The organism is Pseudonocardia sp. KRD291 (assembly GCF_019263595.1).
In the GTDB taxonomy this organism is placed as follows: Bacteria; Actinomycetota; Actinomycetes; order Mycobacteriales; family Pseudonocardiaceae; genus Pseudonocardia.
The window spans coordinates 14210-33652 of the sequence record NZ_JADQDD010000028.1 but is presented as its reverse complement, the minus strand read 5'-3'; the positions used below and the strand labels follow the sequence as shown (position 1 = coordinate 33652).

Here is a 19443-nt window from a genome sequence, read left to right as displayed (position 1 = left end):
GGGCCACGCAGGCGGCCGGGTCGTGTCCGCCGGGCCGGACGGCGGCGGCGGTGACGGCCGGGACGCCGCGGGCGGTCAGTCGAAGTCGCCCGCGGCGCGGCGTACCACGCGCAGCAGGTCGGTCAGCTCTCCGCGCTGGCCGTCGGAGAGACCGGACAGGCCGAAGTCGATGCCGGTCACCGCCGTCGTGGCCTCGGCCAGGCGCGCCGTCCCGTCCTCGGTGAGCTCGACGAGTGTGGCCCGCCGGTCGGTCGGGTGCGGCACCCGGCGGACCAGGCCGTCGCCCTGCAGCCGGTCGACGATGTTGGTGACGCTGGTCGGGTGCAGCTGCAGGCGTTCACCCATCACCCGCATCGGCAGGCTCCCGCGGCGGGCGAAGTCGAGCAGCACCATCGCCTCGTAGCGGGCGAACGTCAGGCCGTGCGGGCGCAGGGCGCCGTCGACGGCGGAGAGCAGGATCTGCTGCACCCGCATGACGCTGGTGACCGCGGCCATGCTCGCCGACGGTCCGATCCGCTCGTCCCAGAGGTCCGCGGCGCGCTGGATCGGGTCGAACGGCAGCGACCCGTGGTGCGTCATGGATCCGGACGCTAGCAAAGCGCCCGGGTCCGTCCCGCGAGGGAAGTGGATCGAGGACGGCTCGTCGGCCGAGGTGGCGGCCGCGGCGTGGCAGGCTGGGCGCATGCTCTTCGCGTTCAGTATCGCCCCGTCCGGCGGGGACTCCTCGGACAGTGTCAGTGCGGCCGTCGCAGATGCGGTGCGGGTCGTGCGCGAGTCCGGACTGCCCAACGAGACCACGTCGATGTTCACCACCATCGAGTCGCAGACCTGGGACGAGGGGATGGCGGTCGTCAAGCGTGCGGTGGAGGCGGTGCAGGCGCGCGCACCCCGGGTGAGTCTCGTGCTCAAGGCCGACATCCGCCCGGGCCACGACGGCCAGCTCACCTCCAAGGTCGAGCGGGTGGAGTCGGAGCTGCGCGGTGCCGCCGGCGACCTCCCGGCCGCCGGATGACCCCGCGGTTCGTCCTGGTGCACGGGGCGTGGCACCGGGGGTCGTGCTGGTCCGCCCTGGTCGACGAGCTGGAGACCCGGGGGTTCGGGGCGACCGCCCCGGACCTGCCCTCGGACCGGTCCGGGCAGGGTGCGCAGGCCTACGCCGACGCCGTGCTGGCCGCGATCGGGTCGGATCCCGGCCCGGTGGTGCTGGTCGGGCACTCCCTGGGCGGGCTGAGCGTCCCGCTGGTCGCCGAGCGGCTGGGCCCGGAACGGGTCACCGCGCTGGTGCTGCTGGCCGCGATGGCGCCGGTGCCGGGGACGTCGTTCATCGGGCGGATGCGCTCCGAGGAGCTGATGGTGCCCGGCTACGACACCGGGGTGCGCCGCGGCGAGGACGGCACCACGTTCTGGTCGGCCGAGGCGGCCCGCGGCGGGCTCTACCGCGGCGTCGCGGCGGAGAGCTCGGAGGCCGCGGTCGACGCGGCGCTCACCGGGCTGCGCCCGCAGGCGTGGACGGTGGGCAAGGAGACCACGCCACTGGCGGGGTGGCCGTCCGTCCGGACCGTGTCCGTGGTGTGCACCGGTGACCGGGTCGCCTCGCCGGACGCGGGCCGGCGACACGCGGCGGCGGTCGGTGCCGAGCTCGTCGAGCTCCCGGGCGGGCACTTCCCGATGCTCACCCGTCCGGGTGAGCTGGCCGAGCTGCTGGGCGGGATCGCGGCGGGCTGAGACCGTCGCCGGTGACCCGGGACGACAGGGGACGGGACGACGGGACGGGACGACGACGGCCGGTGACGGGAGGTCCCGTCACCGGCCGTCACACCGCCGGGCGTCCGGCGGGTGGCACCTCGGCCCGCGCGGCGGGCCGGTCGTCGTCAGGCGATCGCGCTGGTGAAGAAGTACACCCCGACCAGGATCGCCACGAAGCCGATCGCCATGGCGATCTGGCCCAGCTTGGCGGTGGCCGGCTGGCGGTAGCTCAGGAAGCCCAGCACGAGTCCGGCCGCGCCCAGGATCCACCCCGCGAGCGGGATGAAGATGCCGGCGATGATGCCGATGACACCGACCGCCAGGGCGGCGTAGGCCAGGGTCGGCTTGGCGGTCTGAACATTGCTCATGAGTCTCGATCCTCCGGTATGGCGCGCGACGCGTGCGCGGCCGTGGTCTGCGGCAACGCAGAGTGACCCGTGGGCCCCTGCTGACGGTTCAACGAGCGAATCCGCCCGGTGTTGTTCCGCCGGTCCGGTGATGATCCACCCACGGTGAGGCGGCGCCCCCGGAGGGTGTGCACGCCGGCCGGTCCTCGGAGCCCGATCGTCGAGCGGTCATCGCCCGGTGGCCGCCCGGTCGGCCGCCCCGGTGCCCACAGCGCCGGGGCGGTCCGCGCGCCGTGGGGGAGCGTGCCAGGATGGCAGGCGTGTCTCGCCCAGATCCACGTCAGCAGGCCCAGCGGTCGGCGATGTCGTCGGCCATGGCCGGAGCGGTCGACCTCTCGGCGCTGAAGGCGCGTTCGGAGGCCGCGAACCGACCCCAGTCACCCGGCGGTGGCGACGGCGGCGGGGGGCAGGCGAGCCCATGGGTCGTCGACGCCACCGAGCAGGGCTTCCAGAACGACGTCGTCGAGAAGTCGCTCGAGGTCCCGGTCGTGATCGAGCTCTGGGCCGGCCGCTACCCGCGTGAGGAACAGCTCTCCGCGGAGCTGGAGCGGCTCGCCACGAACGGCGGCGGCGCCTGGGTGCTGGCCCGGGTGGACATCGACGCCGCCCCGCGGATCGCCCAGGCGTTCGGGGTGCAGCAGGTCCCGATGGTGGTCGTGGTCGTCGGTGGCCAGCCGGCGGACGCGGTGAACGGCGCGATGCCCGACGCCCAGGCGGCGCAGTGGGTGTCCTCGCTGCTCGACGCGCTGCGCGAGCGGATGCCGGCGATCGCCGAGGGAGAGGCCCGGGCCACCACCGGTGGCGAGCCTGCCGAACCGGCCGAGGAGCCCGAGGACCCGCGTTTCACCGCGGCCGAGGACGCCCTGGAGCAGGGCGACTACGCTGCCGCCGAGGCCGCCTACGAGGCGATCCTGAACGTCGAGCCGGCCAACGAGCAGGCCACCGCGGCCCTGGCCCAGGTGCGCTTCCTGGCCCGGGCCGAGCAGGCCGACCCGTCGGCGGTCGCCCGCGCGGACGCCGCCCCGGACGACGTCGACGCCCAGCTCGCCGCCGCCGACGCCCAGATGGCCGCCGACCAGGTCGAGGCCGCGTTCGAGCGGCTGGTGGCCACCGTCGGCCGCACCGCGGGCGAGGACCGTGACCGCGCGCGCGAGCACCTGGTCGGCCTGTTCGAGCTGTTCCCCGCGGACGACCCCCGGGTGAGCACGGCCCGGCGGGCCCTGGCCCGCGCACTGTTCTGAGCGCGACCACCGAGAGCGTGACCGCCGCCGCGGACGGGGCTCGTCCGCGGGCACGGTGGGACCGCTCCCGGGCGGTGCGGATCGGTGCCCGGGTGGTCACGGTGGCCGCGCTGGTCACCGGCGTCGCCCTGTTCGTGTTCGGCAACCCGCCGTTGCTGGCGCTGCTGCCGAACCCGATCGTGCCGATCACCCACGTCGACTTCGACACGTTCTGGCGCTCCGCCGCCGCGCTCGTCGAGGGCACCGGCATCTACGACACCGACGCGAAGCTGCACAACCTCAACCCGCCGGTCCTGTCGCTGCTGATGGCCCCGCTCGGGATGCTCGACGCCGTCAGCGCCTACCGGATCTTCGTGACGCTCACGGTGCTGATGGTCGCCGGATCGGTGTTCGCCGCGGCGCGCGAGCTGCGGATCGGCCGCGGCTGGACCGCGCTCGCGGTGCTGTCGGTCCTGGCCTCGTCACCGCTGCACGGCACGCTCGCCCTGGGCCAGATCTACGGGATCCTGCTGGTCGGGGTGACGGCCGGGTGGATCGCCGAGCGCCGGGGTCACCCGCGGCTGGCCGCGGTGCTCTACGGCGTCACCGTCGCGATCAAGCCGTCGTTGGCCCCGTTGCTGCTGCTGCCGCTGGTGCAGCGCCGCTGGCCGGCGTTGCGGGCCGGCCTGGCCGCCGCGACGCTGGCGACCCTGGCCGGGATGGCCGCGGCCGGGTTCTCCACCGGGCCGCAGTGGCTGCGGATGGCGCTGACCGAGCCGGTCGCGACCGTGCTGGACAACGCCGCGCTGCCCGGGATGGCGATCCGGTGGGGTCTGCCGTCGCTGGTCGGGACGCTCGTCGGCGTCGCGCTGCTGGTCGGGACGCTGCTGCTGTTCGGCCTGCGGACGCGGTGGTACGGGATCGCCGAGAGGAGCGAACGCGGAACGAGCATCGGCACGTCCGCCCGCGGCGCCGACCCGGCGGGCGTCGCGCCCTGGGCGGTGCTGGCCACCGGCCTGCTGACGGCCCCGATCTCCTGGCACAACTACCTGATCGTGCTGTGGCCGGGACTGCTCGTCGTGGTCGCGTCCGGGCGCGCGGGCGACACCCGCCGGGTGGTCGTCGGGGCGCTGCTGGCGCTCGCGTTCATCCCGATCACCTGGAGCGACCTGTGGGCGCCGGGGGACCCGTTCACCCTGGTCGGTCACGCGCTGTACACGGCGATCCTGCTCGCGGCCTGGCTGACGCTGCTGCGCCCGGCGACCGGACCGTGGTGGCCGGATACCGCACCGCGATCCGGTACGGGGGAATCCTTCCGTTCTGCGGAAGTCCCGGCGCGCTCGTCCGGCTAGGGCCGCACACTGCCGTCCACCTACGCGCAGGGAGGCGAGCGGTGATGGCGGACGGCGCCACAGCGTCACACAGGGGGTGGGTCGCGCCGCTGTGCTGGTTGGTGGTCGCCCTCGAGGGCTTCGACATCGTCGTGCTGGGGGTGGTGCTGCCCTCGCTGCTACGTGCCACGGACTGGGGGCTGACGCCGGGTACCGCGTCGCTGATCTCGGCCGTCGGGCTGGTCGGGATCGGCGTGGGAGCGCTGTCCGTGGGTCCGCTGGCCGACCTGATCGGGCGGCGCCGGACGATGCTGATCGCCGTCGTGACCTTCTCCGTGCTGACGCTGCTGTGCGCGTTCGCCACCGGCCCGCTGGTGTTCGCGCTGCTGCGCTTCCTGGCCGGACTCGGCCTGGGTGGTGTGCTGCCGGTCGCGCTGGCCATGGTGAACGAGTTCAGCCGAGCGGGTCGCGGCGGCAGCGCCACGACGATCCTGATGACCGGATACCACGTGGGTGCGGTGCTGACCGCGCTGCTCGGACGGCTGGTGATTCCCGGCCTGGGCTGGCAGGCGATGTTCGTGATCGGAGCGCTCCCCGCGCTGGCGCTCGTGCCGTTGATCGCCGCGCGGTTGCCCGAATCGTTGCCCGGGGTCGATCGGGTCACGCCGTCGGCTTCGCGCAACCCGGTGTCCCAGCTCGTGCGCGGCGGCTACCTGCGGTCCTCGATCGCGTTCTGGGTGGCCTCGTTCATGGGTCTTCTGCTGGTGTACGGGCTCAACACATGGCTGCCGGAGATCATGCTGGCGGCCGGGTACCAGCTCGGCGCAGCACTGACGCTGTTGCTGGTCCTCAATGCCGGTGCCGTGGTCGGGCTCCTGGTGGCGGGCCGGGTCGCGGACCGGATCGGTATCCGGACCACCACGATCGGCTGGTTCTCCGCGGCGGCGCTGTTCCTGGCGCTGCTCTCGATCCGGCTGCCGGGCGTCGGGGTGTACGTCAGCGTGCTGCTGGCCGGGGTGTTCGTGTTCAGCTCGCAGGTGCTCGTCTACGCCTGGGTGAGCAGGCACTACCCGGCCTCGGCGCGGGCCTCGGCCCTGGGCGCGGCCAGCGGGGTCGGCCGCCTCGGCGCGATCAGCGGGCCGCTGATCGGCGGAGCGCTGCTCGGCGCGGGCATCGCCTACCCGTGGGGCTTCTACGCGTTCGCCGCCGTGGCGCTGCTCGGCGCGGTCGCGGTGGTGGGCGTGGGGCGCGAGGACGCCGGGGACCGGGACTCCGCGGACACCACCCGCGTCTGACGTCCCGCCGGACGAGGTCCGACCCACCGCCCGGGCCGGTCGCACACCCCTCAGCCGCGACCGAACCAGGCCGGGGTGTCGAGCCGCGGCGCCGGTCCCGACGTCATCGCCGTCAGCGCGTCCTCCAGGTCGCGCAGCCGTTGCTCGCCGAGCCCGTCGGACCACCGGGCCCGCAGCGCGTCCAGTACGGCGGCGGAGCGGGACAGCAGCGCACGGCCTCGTGGCGTCAGCCGGACGAGCTTGCGTCGGGAGTCGGAGGGGTCGCTGCCGCGTTCCAGGTATCCCTGCGCCTCGAGTCCCGCGACGGTCTTGCCGGCGGCCTGCTTGCTCACCCCGAGCGCGCGGCCCAGCTCGACCGCCGTCGTGCCGTGTGGGCCGACGGCCTGCAGGACGAAGCCGTGCATCGGCCGGACGTCGGGAAAGCCCTCCTGCTCCAACTGCACGTGCAGCTCGTCGATCAGCTCCTGGAACGCGCGGAGCAGCAGCAGCGGCAGGCCGTGTCCGGCGCGTGTGTCACTCGACGAATCAGACAACCTAGTTTACCGTTCTCTCCGTAAGACAACCACTTTGTCGATTGTAGGGGAGACCGTCATGACCGTCGTCCGTCACGCGGACCAGCGCCGCACCGAGACCCCGAACGCCGTGATGACCACACTCGTCTCGCCGACCCTCGGCGGGGCGAGGCACGCGATGTGGCAGGTCCGCATGGATCCCGGTGCCGCCGGACCGGAGCACCGGATGACCGGGGAACAGGTGTGGACCGTCGTCGACGGCGTCGCGACCGTCGAGCTCGACGGCGACGACCCGGTCGTGCTCGGCCCGGGAGACACCGCGGTGCTCCTCGCCGGCCGACTGCGCCGAATCGTCGCGGACGAGCACGTGGGGATGTCGGCCCTGGTCACCGGACCCGGTGACGCACGCGCCGAACTCGCGGACGGCACCGACCGAGGAACGCCCGACTGGATCGCCTGAGGCCGGCCACGACGCGTCCGGCGCGGACGCGTCGTGCCCGACGGGGATGGCTCACCCCTTGCCGGAGGACCCGTTCTGCGAGGTCCCGGTAGCCGACGTCCCGGCACCGGACGTCCCGGTCACGAACGGCCCGGTGCGCGTGGCCCGTACCCCCGGCGCCCCGGAGACGGACGGGGTCACGGTCGGTGCGGGCGTGGTCGGGGAGCCCCCGGCCTCGGAGATCGGCAGGCTCTCGTCCGGCTCGGCGACGGGCTCGGTGCGCTCGGGTTCGGGCGTCGGCACGGCGTCGACCGGCTCGGGCACGTCGATCGGCTCGGGCACGGCGTCGATCGGCTCGGGCACGGCGACCGGCTCGGGTGAGACGGGCTCGTCGTGCCCCGCGAACACCGACGCCGACACGTCGTCGTCCGGGGTGGCCGGCGCCGGAAGGTCGGTCTCCTCGGGCACCGGCGGGATCTCCGCGGCTCCCACCGCGGGCGGCGCGGTGGACACCGGCGCGGCCTCGGTCGCGGACCCGAGCGGGTGCACCGGTCCGCCGGTCTCCTCGGGCACCAGCCACAGCACGCCGGACGGCGGCAGCCGCAGCGCGGCCGATGCGGGCTGGCCGTGCCACATCTGCGTCTCGGCGACGACGGTGCCCAGGTTGCCCACCCCGGAGCCGCCGTAGCCGGCGGCGTCGGTGTTGAGCAGCTCGGTCCAGCGTCCGGCGAAGGGCAGCCCGACCCGGTAGTTCTCGTTCGGCGCGCCGGAGAAGTTCGCGACGCAGGCCAGCACGGTCGCCCGCCCGGACGCGTCGACGCCGTGGCGCAGGAAGCTGAGCACGTTCCCGGCCGCGTCGTTGGCGTCGATCCAGGCGAAGCCGTCCGGAGTGGTGTCCTTGGCCCACAGGGCGGACTGCTCGCGGTAGACCCGGTTCAGGTCACCGACGAGCGAGGTGATGCCGCCGTGCAGCGGGTCGTCGAGCAGGTGCCAGTCCAGCGAGCGCTGCTCGGACCACTCCCGTGGCTGCCCGAACTCCGAGCCCATGAACAGCAGCTGCTTGCCCGGGTGCGCCCACATGTAGGCCAGCAGCGCGCGCACGCCGGCCGCCTTGTTCCAGTCGTCGCCGGGCATCCGGGTCCACAGCGACCCCTTGCCGTGCACGACCTCGTCGTGGCTGATCGGCAGCACGTAGTTCTCGCTGAACGCGTACATCAGCGAGAACGTCATCTGGTTGTGGTGGTAGCTGCGGTGGATGGGGTCGCGCCCGGTGTAGTCGAGCGTGTCGTGCATCCAGCCCATGTTCCACTTCAGGCCGAACCCGAGCCCGCCCATGTAGGTGGGCCGGGTGACGCCCGGCCACGCGGTCGACTCCTCGGCGATCGTGACCGCGCCGGGGTGCTCGCGGTAGACGGTCGCGTTCATCTCCTGCAGGAACGCGACCGCGTCCAGGTTCTCCCGGCCGCCGTGGATGTTGGGCAGCCACGCACCGTCGGCGCGGGAGTAGTCCAGGTAGAGCATCGAGGCGACGGCGTCGACGCGCAGCCCGTCGATGTGGAACGACTCCAGCCAGTACAGCGCGTTCGCGACCAGGAAGTTGCGGACCTCGTTGCGCCCGAAGTCGAACACGAGCGTGCCCCAGTCGGGCTGCTCGCCGCGGCGCGGGTCGGCGTGCTCGTAGCAGGCGGTGCCGTCGAACTTGGCCAGCGCCCACTCGTCGCGCGGGAAGTGCGCGGGCACCCAGTCGACGATCACGCCGTAGCCGGCGCGGTGCAGCGTGTCGACGAAGTAGCGGAAGTCGTCCGGGGTGCCGAACCGCGACGTCGGCGCGAAGTAGGAGGTGACCTGGTAGCCCCAGGAGCCGCCGAACGGGTGCTCGGCCACCGGCAGCAGCTCGATGTGGGTGAACCCGGTCTCGTCCAGGTACGCGACGAGGCGGTCGGCGATCTCGCGGTAGTCCAGGCCGGGCACCCAGGAGCCCAGGTGCAGCTCGTAGACGCTCATCGGCTCGGCGTGCGGCCTGCGGTCGGCGCGCGCGGTCATCCAGTCGCCGTCGCCCCACTGGTGCACCGGGGTGGTGACGACGGACGCGGTCTGCGGCGGGATCTCGGTGGCGAACGCCATCGGGTCGGCCTTGTCCCGCCACCGGCCGTCCGGTCCGAGGATGCGGAACTTGTAGCGCGCGCCGACGCCGACCTCGGGCAGGAAGATCTCCCAGACCCCGGAGCTGCCCAGCGAGCGCATCGGCAGTGCCCAGCCGGCCCAGCCGTCGAAGTCGCCGGTGACCCGGACGCCCTGCGCGTTCGGGGCCCACACCGCGAAGCTGGTGCCGTTCACCGGCCCGGATGCGGTGTCGTAGTCCTGCAGGTGCGCACCGAGCACGTCCCAGAGCCGCTCGTGACGCCCCTCACCGATCAGGTGCAGGTCCACGTCGCCGAGGGTGGGCAGCCAGCGGTACGGGTCGTCGACGATCTGCTCGGTGCCGTCGGCGTACTCGACGAGCAGCCGGTAGTCGCCGCCGGATCCGGGGACCAGGCCGGAGAACAGGCCCGCGTCGTGCACCTGCACCAGCGGGTGGGCCAGCTCGCGGTCCCCGTTGGGCAGGACGTGCACCGCCTCGGCCTGCGGGCGCAGCACGCGCACGACCGTGCCGTCGGCGTGCGGGTGTGCCCCGAGGACGCCGTGCGGGTCGTGGTGGGCCCCGCCCAGGAGCCGGTCGGTCGTCGCCTGGTCCGGGGCGCAGGGGTCGATCGCCTGGGTCTCCTCTGATGTCACCTGCGAAACCGTACTGCGCCTCACCGGTCGTCGCCGAGCGCGGGGGCGGACCGTTGTGCGATCGCAGCGTGCGACCGGGGCGAGCCCCGGACCTGCTGCGATGTGGCGCGGAGAGGTGATCGCAGGCCGGTTCAGCGGCCCCTGTCGCGGAGCGCGGCGAGGAACGCCCGCAGGTCGGCCGGGCCGCCGGTGGCGATCGCGTGCACGCGGCGCAGGTCCAACGTCCCGTAGGCGTGCACGAGCAGGTTGCGGAACCCGGCCGCGCGGGCCAGCCGGTCGGCGAGCGCGGGGTCGACGACGTCCGCGCCTGCGAGCAGCCGGAACGCGTCCGCGTAGGTGGGCGGGCTGCCCAGTCCGAGCCGCACGCACGTGGACACGGCGAGGTCGATCACCACCTGCACGGCCTGCCACAGGTGCAGGACGACGGTGTCGGTCGCCGACGACAGCGGCGCCAGGCCGGCCGGGTCGGCGGGAAGGTGTTCGGCCACCCGCTCGAGGTGCCGCAGGACCGAGGCGGCCCGTTCGGCGAGCAGCTCGCGGTCGGGATCGGCGCTCATCCGAGCCGCGCCAGCACGTCGTCCTGCGCCGCGCGGATCACCGGGCCGGCGTCGCACCAGAACCGCACGGCCTCCTGCCGGAACCGGAGGAAGCCGCCGGCCTCGCGCTCGACCAGGGCGACGCCGTCGCGGGAGGCCCGGAAGCGGAGCAGGGCGCTGGCGGTGCCGAGATCGACGACGTCGACCCGCTCGGTACCCAGCATCCGGACCAGGGCGGTGGCGACCGCGGGAAGGTCCGGCGACGATCCCGTCGCGGTGAGGACTCCCAGGTCCCAGTCGGCGTCGGGGCCCGCGTCGCCGCGGGCCCGCGACCCGTGCAGCACGAGCAGCGAGACGTCGCGCAGCGCAGGGTGCCCGGAGAGACGTTCGCCGAGATCGTCCGGAGTCACGGGCCGCAGACTACGCGGAACCACCGGTGGCAGGCGTCGGTCCGCACAGCCGGTCGCGGGTGGTCAGCCCCCGACGAGCCTGCGGATCGAGGCGAGGGGGATCGGCGCCCAGGTCGGACGGCTGCGGGTCTCGTAGACCGCCTCGTAGACGGCCTTGTCCAGCTCGAACGCGCGCAGTGTCGCCTCCTGCTCCCGTGGGTCGCTGCCGGCGCCGCGGGCGTAGCCGTCGCAGAACGCCGACCGGCTGCGCACGGCCCACTCCGCGGCCGCCTCGGCCGCGCCGGCGCTGTCCGCGGGTGCGGCCCCGGGGGTGGCAGGAGGCGGAACCGACGGGGTGGGTGAGAAGAGCACCTCGTGGAAGGCCGCGTAGTCGAACGAGCGCAGCATCCCGGCGACGTCGCGCAGCGTGGAGTCGGGCCGGGCGCGCTCGTCCAGGGGCGCCGACGGCTCGCCCTCGAAGTCGATCACCAGCCAGCCCCCGGCGGTGCGCAGGGTCTGGCCCAGATGCAGGTCGCCGTGCACCCGCTGCACGGGCAGTGGCGCACCCGAGGTGCCGACGGCGTCGTAGACGGCGCGGATCGCGTCCGCGTGCTCGGCCAGCTCCGGGACCTGGGGCAGGGCCGCGTCGAGCCGGGTCTGCCAGCCCGCGGCGAGCTGCCCGGCGTCCGCGGTCGTGCCGCCGAGAGCGGCGAGCAGCTCACCGTGCACGACGGCGACGGTCTCGCCGAGGGCCGCGGCCTCGGGGCCGAAGTCGGTCTCGCCGGAGGCCCGTCCGTCCGTCGCCCGCACCGTCTCCAGCGCCAGCGGCCAGCCCTCGGACGAGTCGGCGGCGAAGTCCTGCAGCATGCCCAGCGTGGCGGGCGCGCCGTCGACGACGCCCTCGACGGCCCCGCGCAGCGCCGCTACCCGGGTGCTGCCCTGCGCGCGCAGCGCCCGGTGCAGCTCCAGGTCCGGGTTCACGCCCGGCAGCACCCGCCGGAAGATCTTGAGGATGGTCTCCCGGCCCCAGACGACCGAGGTGTTGGACTGCTCCGCGCCGAGCACCCGACCGTGCCCGGCGTCCGGGATCGTCGCCCCGGGCTCGGGGACGAAGCGCAGGTCGCCCGCGGTGGCGCCGTCCCGCACGGCGGCCAGCAGCCACCGCGTGACGCGGGTGTCCCACAGCCCGTCGTAGACCGTGCGGTCCCCGGCGGGGCCGAGCACCGCCTGCTCCCCGACGTCCGCGGGCGGGGTCCCGGTCGCCACGACCAGCTGGTAGACCTGGGTCGCCGGGTCGTCGGTGAAGCCGATCCCGAGGAGCACGTGCTCCACCGACAGGTCGTCCGCGGTGAACAGCGGCGTCCGTGCGACGACCTCGGTCGAGCGCACCGATCGTCCCTTCGCGGCGAACCACCGCTGCCGGGGGAGCCATCCCGGAAGCAGGTCGGCGAGCTGCTCGGTCGGACTCACGGGCGCGCCTCCTCGGGTGACACCGCTGCGGCGCCGGTCCGGCGCCGGGTCCGCGGCGTGCTGGTCCGCCGGCGCCGTCATCGGGGCCGGCACCGATGATCAGACCACAGCGCCCGGCCCGCTGCCGCGTGTCCCGCGACGCGCCCGGCGGGAGGGTCGGACGGCGGGTGTCGGCCGGGGGAAAGGTCCGGGACCCGATGTTACAGTCCGCGACGGCGCAGCCACCACGCGGCGGGACGGCTCCGGATCGGGCCCGCGACGCCCACCCCGGAGCACCCGCCGGACCGGTGGTGGCGCCGAGTGCTCCGACCCCTCGACCAGGCCCGTGCCGTCGTCCCGCGCACGGTCGCGGCGGGGAACCCATACTGAACTCTCGAGCGGTGGACACACGTGCCCGGACGCCCTGATGCGGCAACCCCTCCCGCGAACGACGACGACCACGGGACGGTCGGGCAACCGGCGAGGAGGACCGAGGGAGAGCCGATGGCCGAGGAGCAGACCCCCGACGGGGCCGCCGGGCAGGGACACGAGCCCCCCGCCGAGATCACCTTCGCCGAGCACTTCCACCCGGCCCGGCCGAAGAGCCTGCGGCACCGGGCGCGGGTGCGGTCGACGGTGCCGCGGCGCTCGGTCGCCCAGGACGGCCCGGCCAACGGCGAGAACCCGGCCTACGTGTCCTGGCTGCAGAGCCAGTCGATGCTGTGGCACGCCAACGAGCTGGCCCGCCAGTTCTCCGGGCAGGGTTCGATGTGGCAGAACGCCTACGCCAACCCCGGCCCGCGCCAGGCCGTCGAGACGGCGTCGGTGTGGTTCACCGCCTACCCGATCTCGTTCATCACCCGTCCCGGCGCGTCGTTCCTGGCCGCGCTCGGCGACGAGGACATGTGGAGCGCGTTCGAGAAGATCGGCATCGAGGCCGTGCACACCGGCCCGGTCAAGCGGGCGGGCGGGCTCTCCGGCTGGCAGTCCACCCCCAGCGTGGACGGGCACTTCGACCGGATCTCCAACGAGCTCGACCCGGCGTTCGGCACCGAGGACGAGTTCCGGGCCATGTGCGCCACCGCCACCTGGTACGGCGGCACCGTGATCGACGACATCGTGCCCGGCCACACCGGCAAGGGCGCCGACTTCCGCCTCGCCGAGCTCGCGCACACCGACTACCCCGGCATCTACCACATGATCGAGATCGACGAGAGCGACTGGGGCGAGCTGCCCGACGTCCCGTCCGGTGCGGACTCGGTCAACCTCGACGCCGTCACCGAGGAGAAGCTGGAGAAGAGCGGCTACATCGTCGGCCGGCTGCAGCGGGTGATCTTCTTCCGGGAGGGCGTCAAGGAGACGAACTGGAGCGCCACCCGCCCGGTCACCGGCGTCGACGGCGTCACCCGCCGCTGGGTCTACCTGCACTACTTCAAGGACGGCCAGCCGTCGGTGAACTGGCTGGACCCGACGTTCGCGGGCATGCGGATGGTGATCGGCGACGCGCTGCACTCGCTGGCCGACCTCGGCTCCGGGGCGCTGCGCCTGGACGCGAACGGTTTCCTCGGCGTGGAGAAGTCCGCGGAGGGGATGCCGGGCTGGTCCGAGGGCCACCCGACGTCGGAGGCCGCGAACCACATCATCGCGAGCATGGTGCGCAAGGTCGGCGGCTTCACCTTCCAGGAGCTGAACCTGACCATCGACGACATCCGGGTGACCTCGGAGGCCGGCGCGGACCTGTCCTACGACTTCGTCAACCGGCCCGCCTACCACCACGCGCTGGCCACCGCCGACACCGAGTTCCTGCGCCTGACGCTGCGGACCTCGACCGAGCTCGGCGTGGACCCGGCGTCGCTGGTGCACGCGCTGCAGAACCACGACGAGCTGACCTACGAGCTCGTGCACTGGACCGCCACCGACGACGTCTACTCCTTCCACGGCGAGGACATCACCGGCGGCGACCTGGCCGACGAGATCCGGCGCGACCTCGTCACGCACCTGACCGGCCCGAACGCGCCCTACAACCTGATCTTCACGACGAACGGCATCGCCTGCACCACCGCGACCGTGATCGCGGCGACGCTGGGCATCTCCGAGCTGGACTCGATCGAGCGCAGCGACGTCGAGCGGATCCGGCGGGTGCACCTGCTGCTGGTCATGTTCAACGCGTTCCAGCCCGGGGTGTTCGCGCTGTCGGGCTGGGACCTGTGCGGGATGCTCACGCTGCCCCCCGGCGACGTCGAGGAGCTCCTGTCCAGCGGGGACACCCGCTGGATCCACCGCGCCGCGCACGATCTGATGGGCGCCAACCCGTCCGCCCACAAGTCCGCGGCCGGGATGCCGCGCGGGGTGAGCCTGTACGGGACGCTGCCCGAGCAGCTCACCGACGAGGCCAGCTTCGCCCGGCAGATGCAGGCGATCCTCGCCGTGCGCAAGCGCTGCGGCGTCGCGACCGCCCGTCAGGTCGACGTCCCGGACGTCTCGCACCGCGGGATGCTGGTCATGGTGCACGAGGTCGACGACGGCGGGTTCGTGCTGACCGTGCTGAACTTCGCCGACGAGGAGGTCGACGGCACCGTCCGGTCGAAGCACCTGCCCTCCGGGGGGACGGTCACCGACCTGTTCAGCGGTGAGCACGTGGCCACGGTGGACGACCTGTTCAGCTTCCGGGTCGAGCTGACCCCGTTCCGGGCCACCGCCCTGCGGGTTGACCCGCCCGAGCCCGAACCCGAGCCGGAGCTGCAGGGCTGAGGAGCCGCTCGTCCGATCCGCACCCCGTTCATCCATCCGCACCTCCTGCACGGGGTGCGGATGGACGGCAGGCGTGCGGACGCACCTCCCGCGATCGCCAGGCCGATCGTCGCCTTGCGAGCCCCCCGCTCAGCGCAGCGGTGACATCCGGCCGTCCCGCCACTGCACCAGCTCCATCCCGTGCCCGGTCTGCGCCCCGCTCGGCGCGTCGATCGCGAACGCGCCGTAGAGGGTGGTGGTGCGCAGCGCGGCGGCCGTGCGCCACAGGTCGTCGGCGGCGGTGCTCCCGGCGAGCGTGGCGCAGTGCCGCGCGAGCGCGGCCGCGGCGACGGCCTGGACCGCCGGGTAGTCGGGGTCGGTGCCGAGCACGGCGCGGTAGCGGCGCACGAACTCCGCCTCGTCCGGCCCGACCTGCACGGCCCGCGCGCCCGGCGTCCACTGCGCGACGCCCAGCACTCCGTCGGGGTCGGGGACGTGGCGGCCGAACCCGTGCACCCCGGCCGCGACCGTCCCGATCACCGGTGGGCGGCCCGGGCCGGCGGGAAGGGCCGACACCACTGCGACGTCCTCCTCGAAGGTGCCGGCCGTGAACAGCGCCGCGCCCGGGTCGTCGACCACCGCGACGCCGTGACGTGCGGCCGCGTCCCGCGCCCCGTCGACGACCTGGCGCCCGAAGCTCCCGGAGCCGTGCACCAGCCGCAGCCCTAGGCCGGGATGGTGCCGGGCCAGGTACCGGACGAACGTCTCGGCGTAGCGGCTGGTCGGGGTGAGCACCGAGACCACCCGCCGCGCGGCCGCGGTCTGGGCGTCGTCGCCGGAGCCGCCGTGGTTCCACACCAGACGGTCCGAGTCCCGGGCGAACGCCGCGGCCTCCCGCATCAGGACGGTCGAGTAGGGCCCGAGCAGCAGGTCGCAGCCGGCGGCGAGGTCCTCCAGCGCCGGCGCGACCCGTGCGGCGACGCCCCCGTCGTCGACGATTCTCAGCCGGACCGGGTCACCGGAGAGCCGGTTCCACAGGTGCAGCGCGTCCGCGGCCCGCCGGCCGAACCGGGCGAACCGCCCGGTCAGCGACAGGACGACGCCCATCCGCGGGGTCGTCGGCATCGGGCGAGCCTACGGATCCCCGCGAGGTCCCGCGCCCCGGACGCGCGGCCGGGCCGGGCGGGCAGGATGGGTCGCATGCGGGACGTGCGGATCGGCGCCATCGGGGACTCGTTCGTGGCCGGTGTCGGCGATCCCGAGCACCTCGGCTGGGTCGGGCGCCTCGCCGCGGCCTCGCACCGCGACGGTCTCCCGCTCACGCTCTACAACCTGGGCATCCGCCGTGACACCACCCGCGACGTCCTGTCGCGCTGGCGCCGGGAGCTGCCGCTGCGGCTGCGGGTGCCCGGCGGCGGGCCGATCGAGGCGCGGGTCGTGGTGGGCGTCGGGGTCAACGACACGACGGCGAGCCCCGGCACGCACGGCCCGTCCAGCCGGGTCGGCCCGGCGGCCTCGGCCGCGCACCTGGAGATGCTGCTCGGGGAGCTGTCCGACCTCGGATGGCCGGTGTTCGTGGCCGGGCCGCCACCGGTCGCGGATCCGGAGCAGACCGCGCGGATCGCCGACCTCGACGCACGGTTCGCCGGGGTGTGCGCGGGCCTCGGCGTGACCTACGCGCCGGTCCTCGGAGCGCTCGCCGAGGACCCGGTGTGGACGGCGGAGGTCGCCGCGGGGGACGGCGCGCATCCCGGCGCCGGCGGCTACGCCCGCCTGGCCGAGATCGTCACCGGGGCGTGGCGGGAGTGGCTGCGTTGAGCTCGCCGCGGCGCCGGACGGGCCCCGTGCGGGCAGCGGTGCCGGCGTCCGTGCTGGCGGTGGCGCTGGTGAGCGGGTGCGGCGCGCCCGCGGCCGCGGCGAGCCCGTTCCCGCCCCGCCCGGCCGACCTGGAGGTGAGCCGGCTGCCGGCGTGCGAGGCCGTGGACGCGCGGTCCTCGGTCGAGCTCGGGATCCTCGAGCGGACCCCGGACCCGATCGGTCAGGGGGCCAACAACTGCGTGCTCCACGGCGTGGGCGGGCAGTTCTGGCTGCTGCGCATCCAGCCGGGCATCCCGGCCGACCGGTACGTCCCCGGTCACCCCGACCGGCTGGGCGAGCGGACCGGGTTCACCGGGCAGCGGATCACGACGGTCGAGGGGTACGGCGCGATCGAGAACGCGGCGCAGGCGCCCCCGACCAACTACACGTGCACGGTCGTCGTCGACGCCGACCCGGACACGTCGTTCCTGGTCACCTACGAGGTGAACTCGCCTGCGGCGCGCTCGCGCGCGGTGGGCAGCCACGCCGAGGGCTGCGACCGGGCCACCCGGGTCGCGGCGATGGTGATCGCCGCGGCCCGGGCCCGGAGCTGAGTGGGTCGGGCGACCGGCTCAGGTGACCGGTAGGGCCTTCGGCAGCGACAGGATGTGCGCCACGTTGTCCCACGGCAGAAGCCGGACGAAGTTGCGCTCGCCCCACCGGAACGACTGGCCGGTGACCTCGTCGCGGACGTCGACGACGTCGTCCCAGCCCAGGCCGAGCGCCGGCATGTCCAGCGACACCGTGCCCTCGCGGGCCTCCGCCGAGTTCAGCGTGACCACGACGAGGATCCGGTCCCCGGTGGCCGGGTCGGTCTTGGAGTAGGCGAGCAGGTCGTCGTTGTCGGTCTCGTGCGGGTGGAACTCGCGCAGCTGCTGCAGGGCCGGGTGCGCGCGCCGGATCTCGTTGAGCTGGGTGAGGTAGGGCTCCAGCGAACGCCCCTCGTTGAGCGCGGTGTGGAAGTCGCGCGGACGCAGCTCGTACTTCTCCGAGTCCAGGTACTCCTCGCTGCCCGCCTTCACCGCGGCGCCCTCGAACAGCTCGAAGCCGGAGTAGACACCCCAGGTCGGCGACATCGTCGCGGCCAGCGTCGCCCGGATCGCGAACATTCCCGGGCCGCCGGTCTGCAGGGACTCGTGCAGGATGTCCGGGGTGTTGGTGAACAGGTTCGGCCGGCACTCGTCGGCGTGCTCGGCGTGGAGCTGCCCGAACTCGGCCAGCTCGGCCTTCTCGGTCCGCCACGTGAAGTAGGTGTAGGACTGGGTGAACCCGAGCCGGGCCAGCCCGAACAGCCGCGCCGGGCGGGTGAACGCCTCGGCCAGGAACAGCACGTCCGGGTGGCGCTCCTTGACCTGCCAGATCAGCCAGTGCCAGAAGTTCGGCGGCTTGGTGTGCGGGTTGTCGACCCGGAAGATCTTGACCCCGTGCTCCACCCAGAGCAGCGCCACCCGCAGGCACTCGGCGTAGATCCCGGCCGGGTCCCGGTCGAAGTTGATCGGGTAGATGTCCTGGTACTTCTTCGGCGGGTTCTCCGCGTAGGCGATCGTGCCGTCCGGGCGGACGGTGAACCACTCCGGGTGCGCGGAGACCCACGGGTGGTCCGGGGCGCACTGCAGGGCGAAGTCGAGCGCGACCTCCATGCCCAGCTCGTTCACCCGGGTCACGAACGCGTCGAAGTCGTCGAAGTCGCCCAGCTCCGGGTCGATCGCGTCGTGCCCGCCGGCGGCGGAGCCGATCGCCCACGGTGACCCGACGTCGCCCGGCTCGGCGCGCACGGAGTTGTTGCGGCCCTTGCGGTGCACCGTGCCGACCGGGTGGATCGGCGGAAGGTAGACCACGTCGAAGCCCATCTTCGCGATCCGGTCGAGCTCCTTGGTCGCGGTGACGAACGTGCCGTGCACGGCGCGGCCGGTCTCGTCGCGGCCGCCGGTGGAGCGCGGGAAGATCTCGTACCAGGAGCCGACGAGCGCGCGGCGGCGGTCGACGTAGACCTCCCGCTCCGGGCCCCGGGTGATCAGCTCCCGGACCGGGCGGTCGGTCATGATCGTGACGACGGCTGGGAACAGCGCCGGCGCGACGCGCGAGCGCAGCGGCAGGGCCGTGTCGCGCAGCGTGTTCGCGGCCCCGAGCAGCAGGTCCCGGTTCGCCTTCTCGGACGGGCGGCGTCCCACCCGGTGCAGCAGCCGCGCGCCGGTCTCCAGGTCGTTGGCCAGCTCCTCGGCGCTCTGGCCTGCGGTGAGCTTGGCCTCCACGGTGTGGCGCCAGGTGGCCCACGGGTCGCTCCAGGCGTCCACCCGGAAGCTCCAGCGGCCGGCGACGTCGGGCACGACGGTGGCGACGAACCGGTCGGTGCCCACGACCTCGGGCACCATCCGGACGTGCTCGGGCTCGCCGTCCTCGTCGGTCTCGGCGTCGGCGAGCTTCGTCCAGACGACGTTCGCCGCGACCGCGTCGTGGCCCTCCCGCCAGACCGTGGCGCGGATCGGGACCACCTCTCCGACGACGGCCTTGCTCGGGTCCCCGGTCTCCACCAGAGGGGTCACGTCATCGATTCCGAGCCGACCCGTCATCGGCCTCACCCCCGGTGTTCGTTCTGCGCAGATCGGCCGACGCCTCGGGTATCGGGTGCGGTCCGGGGCGAGCCGACATCGTTACAGCTCAGCGCCGGTACACCGCGACGACGCCCACCGTGCGGCCGCGTACCCGTCAACCGTACCGAGAGTGTCGACCGGTGGCCGGGCGGGCCGGGCGTGCGTG

General features: G+C 74.0%; 18 protein-coding genes. 9 read left to right on the top strand and 9 right to left on the bottom strand.

Features of this window, described 5'->3' with window-relative positions; genetic code table 11:
* Positions 1-75 precede the first annotated feature (75 nt).
* Positions 76-579 (bottom strand): MarR family winged helix-turn-helix transcriptional regulator, encoded by a 504-nt coding sequence (locus I4I78_RS06795; RefSeq protein WP_218610339.1) that lies wholly within the window; start codon positions 577-579, stop codon positions 76-78.
* Positions 580-682: 103 nt separating this feature from the next.
* Here I4I78_RS06795 and I4I78_RS06790 point away from each other — a divergent pair, with 103 nt between their 5' ends.
* Both I4I78_RS06790 and I4I78_RS06785 read left to right on the top strand, forming a co-directional pair.
* Entirely contained in the window at positions 683-1012 is a 330-nt protein-coding gene (locus I4I78_RS06790; protein WP_218610338.1) for a thiamine-binding protein, read from the top strand.
* Entirely contained in the window at positions 1009-1725 is a 717-nt protein-coding gene (locus I4I78_RS06785; RefSeq protein WP_218610337.1) for an alpha/beta fold hydrolase, read from the top strand. The genes I4I78_RS06790 and I4I78_RS06785 overlap by 4 nt, the downstream gene beginning before the upstream one ends.
* 146 nt (positions 1726-1871) lie before the next feature.
* On the opposite strand, the gene I4I78_RS06780 is transcribed toward I4I78_RS06785, so the two are convergent.
* Entirely contained in the window at positions 1872-2114 is a 243-nt protein-coding gene (locus I4I78_RS06780; protein WP_218610336.1) for a hypothetical protein, read from the bottom strand.
* 299 nt (positions 2115-2413) lie between these two features.
* On the opposite strand from I4I78_RS06780, the gene I4I78_RS06775 reads away from it, so the two are divergent.
* Genes I4I78_RS06775 through I4I78_RS06765 form a run of 3 tightly spaced genes read left to right on the top strand, consistent with a single transcriptional unit; the run spans position 2414 to position 5999 of the window.
* The gene (locus tag I4I78_RS06775) at positions 2414-3394 is read left to right on the top strand and encodes a tetratricopeptide repeat protein (protein WP_308251941.1); all 981 of its coding nucleotides are present in this window, start codon (positions 2414-2416) and stop codon (positions 3392-3394) included.
* Between the two features lie 17 nt (positions 3395-3411).
* Positions 3412-4725, top strand: a complete 1314-nt coding sequence (locus I4I78_RS06770; RefSeq protein ID WP_218610335.1) for a glycosyltransferase family 87 protein — start codon at positions 3412-3414, stop codon at positions 4723-4725.
* Positions 4726-4769: 44 nt separating this feature from the next.
* Positions 4770-5999 (top strand): aromatic acid/H+ symport family MFS transporter, encoded by a 1230-nt coding sequence (locus I4I78_RS06765; RefSeq protein ID WP_218610334.1) that lies wholly within the window; start codon positions 4770-4772, stop codon positions 5997-5999.
* A gap of 50 nt (positions 6000-6049) precedes the next feature.
* Here the strand turns inward: I4I78_RS06765 and I4I78_RS06760 are convergent, their stop codons facing one another.
* Positions 6050-6532, bottom strand: coding sequence for a MarR family winged helix-turn-helix transcriptional regulator (locus tag I4I78_RS06760; RefSeq protein ID WP_218610333.1), 483 nt, complete (start codon positions 6530-6532; stop codon positions 6050-6052).
* A 58-nt stretch (positions 6533-6590) separates the two neighbouring features.
* Between I4I78_RS06760 and I4I78_RS06755 the strand changes: the two genes are divergently transcribed.
* Positions 6591-6971, top strand: a complete 381-nt coding sequence (locus tag I4I78_RS06755) for a cupin domain-containing protein (protein WP_218610332.1) — start codon at positions 6591-6593, stop codon at positions 6969-6971.
* Positions 6972-7022: 51 nt separating this feature from the next.
* On the opposite strand, the gene glgB is transcribed toward I4I78_RS06755, so the two are convergent.
* The 4 genes from glgB to I4I78_RS06735 all read right to left on the bottom strand — a co-directional run bounded on the left by glgB (position 7023) and on the right by I4I78_RS06735 (position 12120).
* Positions 7023-9701: a 1,4-alpha-glucan branching protein GlgB gene (gene glgB, locus I4I78_RS06750; protein ID WP_374225849.1), complete on the bottom strand. Its 2679-nt coding sequence runs from the start codon at positions 9699-9701 to the stop codon at positions 7023-7025.
* A 155-nt stretch (positions 9702-9856) separates the two neighbouring features.
* A complete protein-coding gene (locus I4I78_RS06745; RefSeq protein ID WP_218610331.1) occupies positions 9857-10282 on the bottom strand; it encodes a DUF86 domain-containing protein in 426 nt (141 codons plus the stop codon).
* Positions 10279-10671: a nucleotidyltransferase domain-containing protein gene (locus I4I78_RS06740; protein WP_218610330.1), complete on the bottom strand. Its 393-nt coding sequence runs from the start codon at positions 10669-10671 to the stop codon at positions 10279-10281. The genes I4I78_RS06745 and I4I78_RS06740 overlap by 4 nt, the downstream gene beginning before the upstream one ends.
* Before the next feature lie 63 nt (positions 10672-10734).
* On the bottom strand, positions 10735-12120 hold the full coding sequence (locus I4I78_RS06735) for a phosphotransferase (protein WP_308251939.1): 1386 nt from the start codon (positions 12118-12120) through the stop codon (positions 10735-10737).
* Positions 12121-12603: 483 nt separating this feature from the next.
* On the opposite strand from I4I78_RS06735, the gene treS reads away from it, so the two are divergent.
* Positions 12604-14850, top strand: coding sequence for a maltose alpha-D-glucosyltransferase (gene treS, locus I4I78_RS06730; protein ID WP_218610328.1), 2247 nt, complete (start codon positions 12604-12606; stop codon positions 14848-14850).
* A gap of 129 nt (positions 14851-14979) precedes the next feature.
* Here treS and I4I78_RS06725 read toward each other — a convergent pair whose 3' ends face one another.
* The gene (locus tag I4I78_RS06725; RefSeq protein ID WP_218610327.1) at positions 14980-15954 is read right to left on the bottom strand and encodes an ABC transporter substrate-binding protein; all 975 of its coding nucleotides are present in this window, start codon (positions 15952-15954) and stop codon (positions 14980-14982) included.
* A gap of 75 nt (positions 15955-16029) precedes the next feature.
* Here I4I78_RS06725 and I4I78_RS06720 point away from each other — a divergent pair, with 75 nt between their 5' ends.
* Positions 16030-16647, top strand: a complete 618-nt coding sequence (locus I4I78_RS06720; RefSeq protein WP_218610326.1) for a GDSL-type esterase/lipase family protein — start codon at positions 16030-16032, stop codon at positions 16645-16647.
* A gap of 26 nt (positions 16648-16673) precedes the next feature.
* Positions 16674-17240, top strand: a complete 567-nt coding sequence (locus I4I78_RS06715) for a DUF3558 family protein (protein ID WP_218610325.1) — start codon at positions 16674-16676, stop codon at positions 17238-17240.
* A gap of 18 nt (positions 17241-17258) precedes the next feature.
* Here I4I78_RS06715 and I4I78_RS06710 read toward each other — a convergent pair whose 3' ends face one another.
* On the bottom strand, positions 17259-19256 hold the full coding sequence (locus tag I4I78_RS06710) for an alpha-1,4-glucan--maltose-1-phosphate maltosyltransferase (protein WP_218610324.1): 1998 nt from the start codon (positions 19254-19256) through the stop codon (positions 17259-17261).
* Positions 19257-19443 lie beyond the last annotated feature (187 nt).

Coding starts and splice junctions, on each gene's coding strand:
- I4I78_RS06795 (WP_218610339.1), bottom strand. CDS start 579: ATGACGCACCACGGGTCGCTGCCGTTCGACCCGATCCAGCGCGCCGCG.
- I4I78_RS06790 (WP_218610338.1), top strand. CDS start 683: ATGCTCTTCGCGTTCAGTATCGCCCCGTCCGGCGGGGACTCCTCGGAC.
- I4I78_RS06785 (WP_218610337.1), top strand. CDS start 1,009: ATGACCCCGCGGTTCGTCCTGGTGCACGGGGCGTGGCACCGGGGGTCG.
- I4I78_RS06780 (WP_218610336.1), bottom strand. CDS start 2,114: ATGAGCAATGTTCAGACCGCCAAGCCGACCCTGGCCTACGCCGCCCTG.
- I4I78_RS06765 (WP_218610334.1), top strand. CDS start 4,770: ATGGCGGACGGCGCCACAGCGTCACACAGGGGGTGGGTCGCGCCGCTG.
- I4I78_RS06755 (WP_218610332.1), top strand. CDS start 6,591: ATGACCGTCGTCCGTCACGCGGACCAGCGCCGCACCGAGACCCCGAAC.
- I4I78_RS06745 (WP_218610331.1), bottom strand. CDS start 10,282: ATGAGCGCCGATCCCGACCGCGAGCTGCTCGCCGAACGGGCCGCCTCG.
- treS (WP_218610328.1), top strand. CDS start 12,604: ATGGCCGAGGAGCAGACCCCCGACGGGGCCGCCGGGCAGGGACACGAG.
- I4I78_RS06725 (WP_218610327.1), bottom strand. CDS start 15,954: ATGCCGACGACCCCGCGGATGGGCGTCGTCCTGTCGCTGACCGGGCGG.
- I4I78_RS06720 (WP_218610326.1), top strand. CDS start 16,030: ATGCGGGACGTGCGGATCGGCGCCATCGGGGACTCGTTCGTGGCCGGT.
- I4I78_RS06710 (WP_218610324.1), bottom strand. CDS start 19,256: ATGACGGGTCGGCTCGGAATCGATGACGTGACCCCTCTGGTGGAGACC.